The following is a 15692-nucleotide window of genomic DNA, read 5'->3' on the forward strand; positions in this document are numbered from 1 at the left end:
GAGGGTGGCCGCTGTGCGTTGCCGTGGTCGCCGGGCCGGGCCGGCTCAGCCCCGGTAGTAGCCCGGCGACACGAAGGGCATCCGGCTCACCGTCATCGGCAGGCGCTTGCCGCGCACCTCGGCGTAGACGATGGCGTCCACCGCGGCGTGCTCGGTGGCCAGGTAGCCCATGGCCACCGGCCTGCCCACGCTGGGGCCGAAGCCCCCGGAGGTGACCACGCCGATGCGCTTGCCCTCGGCGTCGAACAGCTCGGCGCCCTCGCGCACCGGGGCGCGCCCCTCGCCCAGCAGGCCGACCCGCTTGCGCCGGTGGTCCTTCGCCTCCACCTGGTGCAGGATCAGGTCGGCGCCCGGGAAGCCGGCGGCCCGCTCGCCGCCGCGCCGCCGCGGCTTGCCGATGGCCCAGACCAGGCCGGCCTCCACCGGGGTGGTCTCGGTGTCGATGTCGTGGCCATAGAGGCAGAGTCCCGCCTCCAGGCGCAGGGAGTCCCGCGCGCCCAGGCCGATCGCTTCGACCTCGGGCTCGGCCAGCAGGCGGCGCGCCAGGGCCTCGCCCTGCCCGGCCGGCACCGAGATCTCGAAGCCATCCTCGCCGGTATAGCCGCTGCGGCTGATCCACACCGGAATGCCATCGATCTCGAAGCGGCCGTGCTGCATGAAGACCATCTCGCAGGCCGCCGGGCAGAGCCGGGCCATCACGTCACTGGCCCGGGGCCCCTGCAGCGCCAGCAGGCCGCGGTCGAGCACCTCGACCTCATGCCCCTCGGGCAACCCCCGCCGCAGATGGGCGATGTCCTGCTCCTGGCAAGCCGCGTTGACCACCAGGTAGAGGTGGTCGCCGGCGTTGACCACCATCAGGTCGTCGAGGATGCCGCCCTCCTCGCCGGTGAACAGCGCATAGCGCTGCATGCCTTCGGGAAGGCCGACGATATCCGCCGGCACCAGGGTCTCCAGCGCCTCGGCCGGGGACGGCCCCCGCAGCAGCAGCTGCCCCATGTGGGAGACATCGAACAGGCCGCAGGCGGCGCGGGTATGCTCGTGCTCCTTCTTCACGCCGAGCGGGTACTGGACCGGCATCTCGTAGCCGGCAAAGGGCACCATCCTGGCGCCCAGTTCCACGTGCAGGTCATACAGGGGCGTACGCTTGAGTTCGCTCATCTCGTCTCCCTCTGGGGTAGCCGGGTGATGGGGCCCGACGGTCGAGAGGTGCCCCGGGGGGCACCTCTCGAGCTCGTCGGCCGTGGATCAGCGCTTGTCGTGGTCAAGCTCCTCGCCCGGCAGGATCTCCTTGCCGTCGAAGTAGTCGCGGGTGAGCTTGAAGACCACCGGCGACAGCAGCGCCAGGGCGATCAGGTTGGGAATCGCCATCATGGCGTTGAAGGTGTCGGCCATCAGCCAGATGAACCCCAGCTGGGCGATGGCCCCCAGCGGGATGGCCAGCACGAACAGCACCCGGTAGAGCATGATCGAGCGGGTGCCGAACAGGAACTGAAAGCACTTCTCGCCATAGAAGGACCATCCCAGGATGGTGGTGAAGGCAAACACCGCCAGGGCCAGCGAGACGATCTGGTTGCCGAAGCCGGGCAGCGCCGCATCGAAGGAGAGCGCCGTCAGCGAGGCGCCGGCCTCGCCCTCGACCCATACCGTGGAGGTCAGGATCACCAGAGCGGTGATGGTGCAGATGACGATGGTATCGATGAAGGTCCCCAGCATGGCGATCAGGCCCTGGCGCACGGGGTTCTTGGTCCTGGCCGCGGCGTGGGCGATGGGCGCACTGCCCAGGCCCGCCTCGTTGGAGAAGATGCCGCGGGCCACGCCGAAGCGGATGGCCGCCATCACCGCAGCACCGGCGAAACCGCCCATGGCCGCATGGGGGTTGAAGGCATAGTAGAAGATCATGCTGAAGGCCTCGCCGATCTGGCCGGCATTGACGATCAGCACCAGGATGCCGGCGATCACGTAGAGGATGCCCATCACCGGGACCAGCTTGCCGGCCACCTTGGCGATGCGCTTGATCCCGCCAAGGATCACCGCACCGGCCAGCACCATGATCACCACGCCGGTGAGCCAGTGCGGGATGCCGAAGGTGGAGTCCAGGGCGTCCGCCACGGAGTTGGACTGCACGGTGTTGCCGATGCCGAAGGCGGCCACGGCACCGAAGAAGGCGAAGGCGCCGCCCAGCCACAGCCACTTCTTGCCGAGGCCGTTCTTGATGTAGAACATCGGGCCGCCGACGTGGTAGCCGGTGCTGTCGGTCTCGCGATAGCGCACGGCCAGCACCGCCTCGGCAAACTTGGTGGCCATGCCCACCAGCGCCGTGATCCACATCCAGAACACCGCTCCCGGGCCGCCCAGGGCGATGGCCGTGGCCACGCCGGCGATGTTGCCGGTGCCGATGGTGGCGGAGAGCGCCGTCATCAGGGCGTTGAAGGGCGAGATCTCGCCATCGTCATCGCCCTTGGCCTTGCCGTCGGGCGTCTTCTTCGGGTCGCGACCCTGCCACATCAGCCTGAAGCCCATGCCGAGCTTGCGGATCGGCATGAGCTTGAGGCCGATCTGCAGGTAGAGGCCCACCCCCAGCAGCAGGATGAGCATCAGCGGCCCCCAGACCACGCCGTTGATGGCACCGAATATACTGTTCAAGGTTTCCACGAGAATCTCCCTAATTCGCTTGTTGTTGTGAACTGCCGTCTCGCGGCGGACTGGACCAGACGAATCTCTCGCCACAGCCGGCACCGATCGAAGGATCAGCAGAACGAACCCGCGTAACATAGCGGATCATGCCGTCTCAGCACCAGCCTCGAGTGCGCCATACCAATCAAGCAGGGCAGAGTCATGTTTCCTATCGGAAACCGACGGCGCCTCGGTGACACCATCGCTTACGCTTCTGCCCGCTGCCGGAGCGGCGCGCAAGCCGGCCCCGCCCGGGCCGGCCTCCAGAAAGCGTAGTGAGCGCATCGCAACGCGTCGACTCGCCGCGCACTGCCCGGCCGACGGCAGCCTGAGGGCGCCCCTCTCCCGCCGCGACTGGACGTCGGCCCCGCGGCGGGCCACCCTGTGGGGGCCGGCGACGCCCCGGGCACGGGACGCCGACACCCGGAGACTCGCCAAACGCCGTCAATGGCGTTAGCATTCGCGACACCAGAAACCTTTTTCGTATAGGAAAACGTGATGAGCTCAATCCCCGCCAACCTGCGCTACGCCGAAAGTCATGAATGGGTGCTGGACAACGGTGACGGCACCGTGACCATCGGCATCACCGACCACGCCCAGGAGGCCCTCGGCGACGTGGTGTTCGTCGAGCTGCCCGAAGTGGGCCGCAGCCTCGACACGAAGGAGGAGTTCGGCGTCATCGAGTCGGTCAAGGCCGCTTCCGACCTCTATGCTCCGGTGGCCGGCGAAGTGATCGCCGTCAACGAGGCCCTCGAGGACGCGCCCGAGACCGTCAACGAGGCGCCCTACGAGGGGGGCTGGATCATGAAGGTGCGCCTCGCCGACGCCGCGCAGCTCGACGACCTGCTGGATGCCGACGGCTACCAGGCCGTGGCCCAGTCCGACGACTGAGGCCGGCTCCCGCCACCGCTTCTCCCCCGGCCCCCGGCCGGGGTTCCGTCTACCGACCCGCGCCGCTGCCGATCGGCGCATCCACACGCACAGGGTGTCCCATGGCTCTCGACAATCGCCGCCTGGCCGAACTGGCCGCTCATGACGACTTCATCCAACGCCACAACGGCCCCAGCCGCGACGACGTCGCCACCATGCTGGCGCGCCTGGACATGGAGAGCCTGGACACCCTGATCGCGCGCACCGTGCCCGCGGACATTCGCCTGGGCCGCGAACTGGAGCTGGACCCGCCGCGCAGCGAGGCCGAGGCGCTTGACTACCTCAAGCGCCTGGCACGCCAGAACCGGGTCTTCAAGAGCTACATCGGCCAGGGCTACCACGGCACCCACCTGCCGCCGGTGATCCAGCGCAACGTGCTGGAGAACCCGGGCTGGTACACCGCCTACACCCCCTACCAGCCGGAGATCGCCCAGGGCCGCCTGGAGGGGCTGCTCAACTTCCAGCAGATGGTCATGGACCTCACCGGCATGGAGCTCGCCAACGCCTCCCTGCTGGACGAGGCCACTGCCGCCGCCGAAGCCATGGCGCTGTGCAAGCGCGCCAACAAGAAGACGAAGAGCGACGCCTTCTTTGTCGCCGATGACGTGCTGCCCCAGACCCTCGACGTGGTGCGCACCCGCGCGGCCTACTTCGGCTTCGAGCTGATCGTCGCCCCGGCCGAGGAGCTGGCCGGGGCCGACGTCTTCGGCGCCCTGCTGCAGTACCCCGGCGAGAGCGGCCGGGTCCACGACCTGGCGCCGCTGCTCGAGGCCGCCCGAGAGCGCAACATCATGACCTGCGTGGCCGCCGACATCATGTCGCTGGTGCTGCTCAAGGAGCCCGGGGCGCTGGGCGCCGACATCGTGGTCGGCAGCAGCCAGCGCTTCGGCGTGCCGATGGGCTTCGGCGGCCCCCACGCCGCCTTCTTCGCCACCACCGACAAGCTCAAGCGCTCGATCCCCGGACGCATCATCGGCGTCTCCCGGGATGTCCGCGGCGGCCAGGCGCTGCGCATGGCGATGCAGACCCGCGAGCAGCACATCCGCCGCGAGAAGGCCACCTCCAACATCTGTACCGCCCAGGCGCTGCTGGCCAATATCGCCGGCTTCTATGCCGTCTACCATGGCGCCGAGGGGCTGCGCACCATCGCCTCGCGCATCCACCGCCTGACGACCCTGCTGGCCCGGGGCCTGCAGGAGAAGGGCGTGGCCCTGGCCCACGACAGCTGGTTCGACACCCTGCGCCTGACCGGCGTGGACGCCGGCAAGCTCCACGGTCGCGCCCTCACCCACGAGATCAACCTGCGCTATTTCGCGGGCGGCGACGTGGGCGTCACCCTGGACGAGACCACCACCGCCCACGACCTGGACGTGCTGTTCGACGTGCTGCTGGGCGAGGAGCATGGCCTGTCGGTCAGCACCCTGGACGAACGCGCCGTGGCGGACGGGCTCGGCGGCATCCCCGCCGCCTGCCGCCGCGAGAGCGACTTCCTGACCCACCCGACCTTCACGCGCTACCGCAGCGAGACCGAGATGCTGCGCTACCTCAAGCGCCTGGAGAACAAGGACCTGTCGCTGACCCACGCGATGATCCCGCTGGGCTCCTGCACCATGAAGCTCAACGCCACCAGCGAGATGATCCCCATCACCTGGCCGGAGTTCGCCAACGTCCACCCCTTCGTGCCCCGCGACCAGGTGGCCGGCTACCGGCAGATGATCGACGAGCTGGCCGCCTTCCTGGTGGAGGTGACCGGCTATGACCATATCTCCATGCAGCCCAACTCCGGCGCCCAGGGCGAGTATGCCGGGCTGGTGGCGATCCGCCGCTACCAGGCGTCCATCGGCGAGGGTCACCGCGACGTCTGCCTGATCCCCAGCTCCGCCCACGGCACCAACCCCGCCTCCGCGGCGATGGTCTCCATGAAGGTGGTGGTGGTGGAGTGCGACGCGCACGGCAACGTGGACCTGGACGACCTGCGGGCCAAGGCCGAGCAGCACAGCGAGCGGCTCTCCGCGATCATGATCACCTACCCCTCCACCCACGGGGTCTTCGAGGAGAGCGTGCGCGAGGTGTGCGAGATCGTGCACGCCCACGGCGGCCAGGTGTACGTGGACGGCGCCAACATGAACGCCCAGGTGGGCCTGACCCGCCCCGGCGACTTCGGCGGCGACGTGAGCCACCTCAACCTGCACAAGACCTTCTGCATTCCCCACGGCGGCGGCGGCCCGGGCATGGGCCCGATCGGCGTCAAGGCGCACCTGGCGCCCTTCGTCTCCAACCACGTGGTCACCCCCATCGAGGGCGTCAACGCCGACTGCGGCGCTGTCTCGGCGGCGGCCTTCGGCAGCGCCCTGATCCTGCCGATCTCCTGGGCCTACATCAAGATGATGGGGGCCCGGGGGCTGCGCGAGGCCACCGAGCTCGCCATCCTCAACGCCAACTACGTCGCCGCCCGTCTCGGCGAGCACTACCCCGTGCTCTACAAGGGACGCAACGGCACCGTGGCCCACGAGTGCATCATCGACATCCGCCCGCTCAAGGCCGCCTCCGGCATCAGCGAGGAGGACATCGCCAAGCGCCTGATGGACTACGGCTTCCACGCCCCGACCATGTCCTTCCCGGTACCGGGCACGCTGATGATCGAGCCCACCGAGTCGGAGTCACGCTACGAGATCGATCGCTTCTGTGACGCCATGATCGCGATCCGCGAGGAGATCAAGCGCGTCGAGGCCGGCGACTGGCCGGCCGACGACAACCCGCTGGTCCACGCCCCGCACACCATGGCCGACCTGATGGACGAGGGCTGGGCACGCCCCTACTCCCGCGAGCTCGGCGCCTTCCCCTCCGAAGCGGTCAAGGCGGCCAAGGTCTGGCCGTCGGTGAACCGGGTCGACAACGTCTTCGGCGACCGTCAGCTGATCTGCTCCTGCCCGAGCATCGACGAGTATCGCGACTGATCGAGGCGACTGACCCGAGCGCCGGTCGCTCGGCCCCGGTCCCTCAACGCAGCAGGCCCCGCCATCGGCGGGGCCTGCTGCGTTGGCTCCCTCGATTCTGACCAGGTGAACTGTCAACCGAAGCCCGGCTGCTCGCTGTAGCCGAAAAGTGCCTGGCGGCGCTGCTCGCGGAAGTCCTCCAGCAAGCGGACATAGCGACGCGGGATCTCCATGCCGCGGCGCCTCACCAGGTGCAGCGTCTCGTGGACCGCCACCGGCAGGTCCAGCTCCTTCACCTGGCGCTGCCACGGCGAGGTCTCCAGCACCAGCCGCGACACCACGGTGAACCCCAGCCCCCGGGCCACCGCGTCCAGCACCATCCCCACCTCGTTGGTGAAGCCCTGGCGGCGGAAGTGACTGATCGAGCGGAACTCCTCCGGGAAGTTGCTGCGCAGCAGGGCGCCGGCGTGGTTGAGGCCGTCGGAGTAGTTGATGAAGCCGATGCCCATGAGGTCGGCCAGGCCACTGCCGGCAAAGTCCGCAGGCACCACCAGGCAGAGCGGCTCGCGGTGCCAGGGCTCGACCTCGAGGTCCGGGTGGCGGACCGGGTCGGTAACGATGCCCAGGTCGTAGCGGCCGGCCTGCACGTCCTGGGTGATCTCGTGGTTGAAGGCGAAGCTGTAGCTCACCGTGAGGCCGGGATGCATCTGCTGCTGGCCCAGCAGGAAGGGATAGAGCATCACCCCGACGCTGCCCGGCGAGGCCAGGCGGCAGTCGCCGGAGTAGAGGGAATCGGCATCCAGCGAATGGCGGAACTGCTCGTGCTCGGCGAACAGCTTCAGGGCATAGTCGTAGGCCCGTCGACCCGCCTCGGTCAGCGTGAAGCGGCGGCCATGGCGCTCGAGCAGCGGCTTGTCGAGGTACTGCTCGAGCTTGCGCACGTGCTGGCTGACGCCCGGCTGGGTCATCTCGAGGCGACGGGCCGTCAGCGTGAAGCTGCCGGTCTCGACCAGGGTGATGAAGGTGCGGAAGTAGAGGGCGTTGAACATGGCGTGGCACGTCGCTGGCGGTGCCCCATTCTAGCACTCCCCCCGCCCCGGGCGTGATAGCATCCCCCTAGCTATCCCCGAACGACAAGGACGCCTGAATGCCCGACACCATTTCCAGCATCATCTCGCCGGAAGGCAGCCTGGAGATCCTCTCCCAGCATGAGGTGGCGCGCCTGCACGACACCTCGAAGCGCGGCCTGCACGACCTGCTGCGCCGCTGTGCCCTGGCCGTGCTCAACTGCGGCTCGCCCACCGATGACAGCGTGGCGCTGATGGAGACCTACGCGGACTTCGACATCGAGGTGGTCCCCCAGGACCGCGGCGTGCGCCTCAAGCTCACCAATGCCCCGGCCGAGGCCTTCGTCGACGGCAAGATGATCCGCGGCATCCGCGAGCACCTCTCGGCCGTGCTGCGCGACATCGTCTACGTCTACAACGAGATCCAGGGGCACCAGCGCTTCGACCTCTCCACCGCCGAGGGGACCACCAACGCGGTGTTCCACATCCTGCGCAAGGCCGGCACCCTGAAGCCGGGGCGGGACCCGAGCCTGGTGGTCTGCTGGGGGGGCCACTCGATCTCGCGGGAGGAGTACGAGTACAGCAAGGACGTGGGCTACCACCTCGGCCTGCGCGAGATGGACATCTGCACCGGCTGCGGTCCCGGGGCCATGAAGGGCCCGATGAAGGGGGCCAACGTGGCCCACGCCAAGCAGCGCCGGCGCGAGGGCCGCTACCTGGGGGTCTCGGAGCCCGGCATCATCGCCGCCGAGGCCCCCAACCCCATCGTCAACGAGCTGGTGGTGATGCCGGACATCGAGAAGCGCCTGGAGGCCTTCGTGCGCCTGGGCCACGGCATCATCGTCTTCCCCGGCGGCGTGGGCACCGCCGAGGAGATCCTCTACCTGCTCGGCATCCTGCTGCATCCCGACAATGCCGACATGGCGCTGCCGGTGATCTTCAGCGGGCCCGCCGACAGCGCCGACTACTTCCAGCGCATCGACGAGTTCCTGGCCTACACCCTCGGCGAGGAGGTCCGCCGCCTCTACCGCATCATCATCGACGACCCCACCGAGGTGGCGCGCACCATGCGCAAGGGCATCGACCAAGTCGGCGACTACCGGCGCGCCCGCCAGGACGCCTTCTACTACAACTGGCGGCTGACCATCGACCGCCACTTCCAGGAGACCTTCGAGCCCACCCACGAGGCCATGGCCGGCCTGGCCCTGCATCGCCAGCAGCCGGTCCACGAGCTGGCCGCCAACCTGCGTCGCGCCTTCTCGGGCATCGTGGCGGGCAACGTCAAGGAGCAGGGCATCCGCGCCATCAAGGCCCACGGCCCCTTCCGGCTCAGCGCCGAACCGGAGCTGATGCGCCGCCTCGACGAGCTGCTCGACTCCTTCGTGGCCCAGGGGCGCATGAAGCTCTCGGGCGACTACGTGCCCTGCTATACGCTGGGGTAAGGCGCCGAGCGCCGAGCGCCGAGCGCCGAGCGCCGAGCGCCGAGCGCCGAGCGCCGCAGGATGATGACGCTGCCAATAATGCTCGCGTCAACGAAGAAACCCCGTCGGGCCAGGCCCGACGGGGTTTCTCTTCATGTATCTTCAGCACCAGCCGCCCGTTGCCTCTTCAGCTGGGCGCCGGGCGCTAGGCGCTCGGCGCTCTAACCCACAGCCACAGCGCGTGGAGCAGCAGCCCCAGGGTGGCGCCGTGGGCGAGCAGCAGCTCCCAGCCGATGAAGTCGGTGAACAGCGCGTGGTAGAGCCCCATGCCTGCCAGGCCGGCCACCAGGCTCACGCCCAGGCGGCCCAGCAGCGAGGGCAGGCGTCGCCTGGCCTCGCCATCCAGCATCCGCCAGTGGACCAGAGCGACGGCCGCCACCACGGCCAGGGCCATCAGGATCAGCGAGAGCCGGGTCTCGTGGCCCCCCGCCAGGTAACGCGGCACCGTGGCCAGCATCAGCAGCACCAGCCCCAGCATCAGGCTGAGGCGCTCGGGGGTCGGCTGGGCCCCCACCTCAGGCCACCTTCAGCTGCTGGGTCTCGATCCACTCCTCGACCCAGGGCAGCGCGGCATCATCGGCCATGAAGGTTTCCATGGCGTCGATCTCCAGTCGTTCGCCCAGGCGCTGGGCGCCCTGGCCCTCGAGCAGCGCGTCGAGCTGGCGGCCGGCGCCGCAGAAGGTCTCGCCGTAGGAGCTGTCGCCCAGGGCGATCAGCCCGTAGCGCAGCGAGGGCAGCCCGGGGCTCTGCTCGTCCAGGGCGCGGGCGAAGGGCAGCAGGTTGCCGGGGATGTCGCCGCTGCCGGTGGTGGAGACGCAGAACAGCGCCAGGTCGGTGCGCGACCCGGTGAGGTCCTCGAGGGAGGGGTTCTCGAAGATGGCGACCTCGTAGCCGGCCTCCTCGAACAGCGGCTTGACCTGCTCGGCGACGTCGAGGGCGCCGCCATACATGGTTCCAACGAAGATCTTCAGCATGGGCATGTCTTGGATTTACCTGAGAATAATACTCGGATACTAACACGACGCATTGCCGGACCGCATCCTTGCCAGACGCGAGGCGGGGCATTTCGTCGCACCCGTTGCCCTGCGGGTCGCGGCAAAGACCCAGTATAATGGTCGGTCATTTCCTTCCCCTGCACGGAGGCGTCATGCAGCAGACCTTCGAGGCCTGGATCACCCCGATCATGATCGGCGGCCTGATCCTGTTCATGGCCTTCATCATCTGGGACCTGGCGAAGAAGTCCAACGCCGGTCGGTTCGGCACCATCATGCTCTTCGTGGTGCTGGGCGCCGGGATGCTGGGCTACGTCTTCAAGGTGGTGATCACCTGGCTACTGGAGAACGGCGGCGGCGTCTGACCTGGCCCCTGATCACGCGAAACGCCACCCCGAGGGGTGGCGTTTCGCGTTGACGGGCTCATGCCGACACAGGGTCACGGTTCGCGTCAGGGCGCCTCCCCACGGTAGCCCTCGACCTGGCTCTTGAGCTTCTGGCCAGGACGGAAGGTCACCACCCGCCGCGCCGAGATCGGGATCTCCTCGCCGGTCTTGGGATTACGACCAGGCCGCTCGCGCTTGTCGCGGAGGTCGAAGTTGCCGAAGCCCGACAGCTTGACCTGCTCGTTCTCGCGCAGGCAGGCGCGGATCTCCTCGAAGAAGGCCTCCACCATGGACTTGGCCTCGCGCTTGGAGAGGCCAAGTTCGGCATGCAGGTGTTCGGCCAGCTCCGCCTTGGTCAGTGCACCCATGTTCACTCCCTCGTAGTGGGGTCCGCCATGCCGACCGACCTCCACCCAGCGGAGAGCCTGGGCGTCCGGCGATCATCCGCGCAGTTCCGCCCCCAGGTGCTGACGGGACTCGGCGACGATGGCATCGACCAACTGATTGATTTCCTCGTCATTCAGCGTGCGCGAAGGATGCTGCCAGGTCAAGCCCAGCGCCACGCTCTTGCGCCCCTCCGGCACGCCCTTGCCCTGGTAGACGTCGAACAGCCGGCACTCCGTCAGCCATTCACTGGCCTGCCCGCGCAGCGTATCCAGCAGCGCCTGAACCGGCAGCTCCTCGTCGACCAGGAACGCCAGGTCGCGACGCACCTCGGGGTAGCGGGAGAGCGGCATGAAGGCCGGCACGCGGCCATGGGTCAGGGCATCGAGGCGCACCTCGAACAGCACGGCATCCACCTTCAGCCCCAGCTCGGCGCGCACGGCCGGGTGCAGGGTGCCGATCCAGCCGGCCTCCTCGCCGCGATGCAGCACCCTGGCACACTGGCCGGGATGCAGCGCCGAGTGCTCGGCCGGCTCGAAGCGCCACGCCTCGGGCTCGCCGCCCATGGCCAGCAGGCTCTCCAGGTCACCCTTGAGGTCGAAGAAGTCGACCGGCGACTTCGCGCCGGCCCAGCCCTCGGGCTCCCGCGAGCCGCAGACCAGGGCCCCGAGCATGGGCGTCTGGTGCAGGGCATCGAGGTCGCCGCGGAAGGTCAGGCCGGTCTCGAACAGCCGCACCCGGGTCTGCTGGCGGTTGAGGTTGTGCTGCAGGGCACGCACCAGCCCCGGGAAGAGGCTGGCCCGCATCACCGACAGGTCGCTGGAGATCGGGTTGGCCAGCACCGGTGAGACCGCCTCGGGCAGCAGGGCCCGCTGCATCTCCGGGGCCACGAAGCTGTAGGTCACCGCCTCCTGGTAGCCCCGGGCGACCATCTGGCGACGCAGCAGCGCCAGGGGCGTGCGTGCCTCCTGGTCGGGGCGCAGCGCCAGCCGGGCCGCCGGGCGACGCACCGGAAGCCGGTTGTAGCCGTGGATACGCGCCACCTCCTCGATCAGGTCCTCCTCGATGGCGATGTCGAAGCGCCAGCTCGGCGCCTGGGCCTGCCACCCCTCGTCGGTGGTCTCGACGGCCATGCCCAGGCGCTCGAGGATCTCGGCCACCTCGTCGACGGGCAGCGACTTGCCCAGCGCCTGCTCGAGGCGGGCGGCCCGCAGGTGCACCTCGCGCTCGCCCGGCAGGTGCTCGGCACTGGCCACCTCGACCAGCGGCCCCGGCTCACCGCCGGTGATCTCGAGCAGCAGCGCCGTGGCGCGCTCGGCCGCCTCGCGGGCCAGCCGCGGGTCCACACCGCGCTCGAAGCGGTGGGAGGCGTCGGTATGCAGGCCATAGGAGCGCGCCTGGCCGGCCACCGCCAGCGGCGAGAAGTAGGCCGACTCCAGGAAGATGTCGCGGGTCTCGCTGTTCACCCCGGAGTGCTCGCCGCCCATCACGCCGGCGATGGCCAGCGGGCCGCGCTCGTCGGCGATCACCAGGGTCGCGTCGTCCAGGGTGATCTCCTTGCCGTCGAGCAGCACCAGCCGCTCGCCCTCGCGGGCCAGGCGAACCACCACGGCCCCGTGCAGGTGGGCGCGATCGAAGGCGTGCAGGGGCTGGCCGAGCTCGAGCATCACGTAGTTGGTGACATCCACCACCGGGTCGATGGCGCGAATGCCGCTGCGACGCAGCCGCTCCACCATCCACAGCGGGGTCTCGGCGCCGACGTCGACGCCCTTGATCAGCCGGCCCAGGTAGCGCGGGCAGCGTTCGGCGTCCTCGACGCGCACCGGGAAGGTCTCGTCGTGGCTGGCCGCCACCGGGGCGATGGCCGGGCCCTGGACCGGCAGGCGGTTGAGCACCCCGACCTCGCGGGCCATGCCCATGAGGCTCAGGCAGTCACCGCGGTTGGGCGTCAGGTCCACCTCGATGGTGTGGTCGTCCAGCCTCAGCCAGTCACGGAACCCCTCGCCTACCGGCGCGGCGGCCGGCAGCTCGAGGATCCCCGGCGAGGTCTCCTCCTCCAGGCCCAGCTCGGAGGCGGAGCAGATCATCCCGCGGGACTCCTGGCCGCGCAGCTTGGCCTTCCTGATCGTGAAGTCGCCGGGCAGCACGGCGCCGACCCGCGCGAAGGGCACCTTCTGCCCCACCGCGACGTTCGGCGCGCCGCAGACCACCTGAACCGGCTCGCCCGAGCCGTCGTCGACCCGGCAGACGTTCAGCTTGTCGGCGTCGGGGTGCTGGGTCTTCTCCAGCACTTCGGCCACCACCACGCCCTCGAAGGCCGCCGCCACGGGCTCCACCGCATCCACCTCGAGGCCGGCCATGGTGATCTGGTCGGCCAGCGCCTGGGTCGCGAGCTGCGGCGAGACCCATTCGCGCAGCCACTGTTCGGAAAATTTCATGACATATCCTGTGTTGTGCGGGTGCGATGGACGATCAGGCGAACTGCCTGAGGAAGCGCAGATCGTTCTCGAAGAACAGCCGCAGGTCGTTGACCCCGTAGCGCAGCATCGCCAGGCGCTCGGCGCCCATGCCGAAGGCGAATCCCTTGTAGCGCTCGGCGTCGATGCCGGAGTGGCGGAACACCTCCGGGTGCACCATGCCGCAGCCCATCACCTCCAGCCAGCCGCTGTGGGAGCAGACCCGGCAGCCGTCGCCCGAGCACATCACGCACTGGATATCGACCTCGGCGGAGGGCTCGGTGAAGGGGAAATAGGATGGGCGGAAGCGGACCGAGAGGTCGTCGCGCTCGAAGAAGGCGTGCAGGAAATCCTCGATGGTGCCCTTGAGGTCGGCGAAGCTGACGTCCTCGTCGACCAGCAGCCCCTCCACCTGGTGGAACATGGGGGTGTGGGTCAGGTCGGAGTCGCTGCGATAGACCCGCCCCGGACAGACCACGCGGATCGGCAGCTTGCCCTCCTTCATGGTCCGCACCTGCACCGGCGAGGTGTGGGTGCGCAGCAGACGGGTGGCATCGAAGTAGAAGGTGTCCGCCATGCCCCGCGCCGGATGGTGGGCGGGGATATTGAGCGCCTCGAAGTTGTGGTAGTCGTCCTCGATCTCCGGGCCCACCGCCACGTCGTAGCCGATGCGCGTGAAGAGCCCTTCGATGCGCTCGAGGGTGCGGGTCACCGGGTGCAGGCCACCGCTCGGCTGGCCGCGGCCCGGCAGGGTTACATCGAGGCGTTCGGCGGCGAGGCGTGCCTCCAGCGCGGCCTTCTCCAGCCCCTGGCGGCGGGCCTCGAGCTCCTCGAAGAGCGCCTGCTTGGCCTCGTTGATCCGTTCGCCGGCCGCCGGGCGCTCGGCGGCCGGCAGCTTGCCGAGGCCCTTGAGCAGTGCGGTGATCTCGCCCTTCTTGCCGAGGTAGCGCACGCGCAGCTCGTCCAGGGCCGGGATGGTGTCGGCGGCCTGGATGGCCCGGCGGGCCTCGGTGACCAGAGTGGGAAGATGGTCCATCCGTTGCGCTCCGAATTCGATGGTCTTGAGCATAAAAAAAACAGGGGAAGAGCGGCTGCTCTTCCCCTGCGACGTCAACCACCGTCCGGCCGCGGCCGGACGGTACTGCCTGACGATGTCACTTACTGGGCAGCCTTGGCCTTCTCGACGATGGCAGCAAAGGCCGCCTTCTCGTTCACGGCCAGGTCCGCCAGGACCTTGCGGTCGATCTCGATACCGGCCTTCTTGAGGCCGCCGACGAAGCGGCTGTAGGAGAGACCGTGCAGACGGGCACCGGCATTGATGCGCTGGATCCACAGGGCGCGGAACTGACGCTTGCGCTGGCGGCGGTCGCGGTACGCATACTGGCCGGCCTTGATGACGGCCTGCTTGGCGACGCGGAACACGCGGCTGCGGGCACCGTAGTAGCCCTTGGCCTGCTTGAGAATCTTCTTGTGACGGCGACGTGCAACGACGCCACGCTTGACACGAGTCATAGCTTACTCCTGACGATGAATGGGTCTACCAAGGGTTACAGGTTGGGCAGCATCCGCTGGATGAGCGCCTTGTCGGCGTCGTGGATCTGCTTCATGCCGCGCAGATGACGCTTCCGCTTGGTGGACTTCTTGGTCAGGATGTGGCTACGGAACGACTGCTTGTGCTTGAAGCCGTTGGCCGTCTTCTTGAAGCGCTTGGCAGCGCCACTGTTGCTCTTGATTTTCGGCATGAGTTTGACTCCGCTCGAGGTTTCTTGAGAAAACCCGGGGCCGACGGAAGGCGAGGACGCCTTCCGCCCGTTGGACTGGCCGTCGGATCACTTCTTCTTGGGGGCAATGATCATGATCATCTGGCGCCCTTCCATCTTCGGGAAGGACTCCACGGTCCCGATCTCCTCGAGATCGGCGGCGATCCGTTCCATCAGCTTGCGGCCGAGGTCCTGATGCGCCATCTCACGACCGCGGAAGCGCAGCGTGACCTTGCCCTTGTCGCCACCTTCGAGGAAGCGGATCAGGTTTTTCAGCTTGACCTGATAATCGCCCTCGTCGGTGCCAGGCCGGAACTTGACTTCCTTGACCTGAATCTGCTTCGTCTTCTTCTTCTGGGCAGCCTTCTGCTTCTTCTGCTCGAAGACGAACTTGCCGTAGTCCATGATCTTGCAGACGATCGGATCGGCGTTGGAAATCTGCACGAGGTCCATTCCCGCGGCTTCGGCACGCTCCAGTGCATCACTGGTGGGCACGATGCCCAGCTGCTCGCCGTCGCTATCGATCAGGCGAACCTGATCCTCGGTAATGCGCTCGTTCATCGGGGGGCGCTTATCCTGGACGCGCCCTCTTGGGTTGCTTCGCTTGATCGCTCAGTCTCCTTAAGA

At 68.3% G+C, this 15692-nt stretch carries 15 protein-coding genes; 4 read left to right on the plus strand and 11 right to left on the minus strand.

Going from position 1 to position 15692, the window contains the following annotated elements; all coding sequences use genetic code 11:
- Window positions 1–45 precede the first annotated feature (45 nt).
- On the minus strand, window positions 46–1158 hold the full coding sequence (gcvT, locus tag BDK63_RS07030) for a glycine cleavage system aminomethyltransferase GcvT (protein WP_183330656.1): 1113 nt from the start codon (window positions 1156–1158) through the stop codon (window positions 46–48).
- 87 nt (window positions 1159–1245) lie between these two features.
- On the minus strand, window positions 1246–2652 hold the full coding sequence (locus BDK63_RS07035) for an amino acid carrier protein (RefSeq protein WP_183330657.1): 1407 nt from the start codon (window positions 2650–2652) through the stop codon (window positions 1246–1248).
- 519 nt (window positions 2653–3171) lie between these two features.
- Between BDK63_RS07035 and gcvH the strand changes: the two genes are divergently transcribed.
- Together gcvH and gcvP are read left to right on the plus strand one after the other, a co-directional pair.
- On the plus strand, window positions 3172–3564 hold the full coding sequence (gene gcvH / locus BDK63_RS07040) for a glycine cleavage system protein GcvH (protein WP_183330658.1): 393 nt from the start codon (window positions 3172–3174) through the stop codon (window positions 3562–3564).
- A 101-nt stretch (window positions 3565–3665) separates the two neighbouring features.
- Window positions 3666–6560 (plus strand): aminomethyl-transferring glycine dehydrogenase, encoded by a 2895-nt coding sequence (gene gcvP / locus BDK63_RS07045; RefSeq protein WP_183330659.1) that lies wholly within the window; start codon window positions 3666–3668, stop codon window positions 6558–6560.
- Between the two features lie 113 nt (window positions 6561–6673).
- Here the strand turns inward: gcvP and BDK63_RS07050 are convergent, their stop codons facing one another.
- The gene (locus tag BDK63_RS07050; RefSeq protein WP_183330660.1) at window positions 6674–7588 is read right to left on the minus strand and encodes a LysR family transcriptional regulator; all 915 of its coding nucleotides are present in this window, start codon (window positions 7586–7588) and stop codon (window positions 6674–6676) included.
- Window positions 7589–7686: 98 nt separating this feature from the next.
- On the opposite strand from BDK63_RS07050, the gene ppnN reads away from it, so the two are divergent.
- Window positions 7687–9048 (plus strand): nucleotide 5'-monophosphate nucleosidase PpnN, encoded by a 1362-nt coding sequence (gene ppnN / locus BDK63_RS07055; protein WP_221202542.1) that lies wholly within the window; start codon window positions 7687–7689, stop codon window positions 9046–9048.
- 184 nt (window positions 9049–9232) lie between these two features.
- On the opposite strand, the gene BDK63_RS07060 is transcribed toward ppnN, so the two are convergent.
- Window positions 9233–9601 carry a hypothetical protein gene (locus BDK63_RS07060; RefSeq protein ID WP_183330661.1) on the minus strand — a complete coding sequence of 123 codons (369 nt, stop codon included), beginning with the start codon at window positions 9599–9601 and terminating at the stop codon, window positions 9233–9235.
- Window position 9602: 1 nt separating this feature from the next.
- Entirely contained in the window at window positions 9603–10067 is a 465-nt protein-coding gene (locus tag BDK63_RS07065; RefSeq protein ID WP_183330662.1) for a flavodoxin, read from the minus strand.
- 167 nt (window positions 10068–10234) lie between these two features.
- On the opposite strand from BDK63_RS07065, the gene BDK63_RS07070 reads away from it, so the two are divergent.
- Window positions 10235–10444, plus strand: coding sequence for a DUF2788 domain-containing protein (locus tag BDK63_RS07070; protein ID WP_183330663.1), 210 nt, complete (start codon window positions 10235–10237; stop codon window positions 10442–10444).
- Between the two features lie 86 nt (window positions 10445–10530).
- Here BDK63_RS07070 and ihfA read toward each other — a convergent pair whose 3' ends face one another.
- From ihfA to infC, 6 genes are all read right to left on the minus strand, one after another.
- Complete coding sequence (gene ihfA / locus BDK63_RS07075; protein WP_183330664.1) at window positions 10531–10833, minus strand: integration host factor subunit alpha; 303 nt, start codon at window positions 10831–10833, stop codon at window positions 10531–10533.
- A gap of 72 nt (window positions 10834–10905) precedes the next feature.
- Window positions 10906–13287, minus strand: a complete 2382-nt coding sequence (gene pheT, locus BDK63_RS07080) for a phenylalanine--tRNA ligase subunit beta (RefSeq protein ID WP_183330665.1) — start codon at window positions 13285–13287, stop codon at window positions 10906–10908.
- 34 nt (window positions 13288–13321) lie between these two features.
- A complete protein-coding gene (pheS, locus tag BDK63_RS07085; protein ID WP_183330666.1) occupies window positions 13322–14341 on the minus strand; it encodes a phenylalanine--tRNA ligase subunit alpha in 1020 nt (339 codons plus the stop codon).
- A gap of 122 nt (window positions 14342–14463) precedes the next feature.
- A complete protein-coding gene (gene rplT / locus BDK63_RS07090; protein ID WP_183330667.1) occupies window positions 14464–14817 on the minus strand; it encodes a 50S ribosomal protein L20 in 354 nt (117 codons plus the stop codon).
- A 35-nt stretch (window positions 14818–14852) separates the two neighbouring features.
- Window positions 14853–15047 (minus strand): 50S ribosomal protein L35, encoded by a 195-nt coding sequence (gene rpmI / locus BDK63_RS07095; protein WP_023006837.1) that lies wholly within the window; start codon window positions 15045–15047, stop codon window positions 14853–14855.
- 87 nt (window positions 15048–15134) lie between these two features.
- A complete protein-coding gene (gene infC / locus BDK63_RS07100; RefSeq protein WP_343065287.1) occupies window positions 15135–15674 on the minus strand; it encodes a translation initiation factor IF-3 in 540 nt (179 codons plus the stop codon).
- Window positions 15675–15692: the final 18 nt, after the last annotated feature.

The sequence above is a fragment of the Halomonas campaniensis genome (assembly GCF_014193375.1).
GTDB lineage: Bacteria > Pseudomonadota > Gammaproteobacteria > Pseudomonadales > Halomonadaceae > Halomonas > Halomonas campaniensis.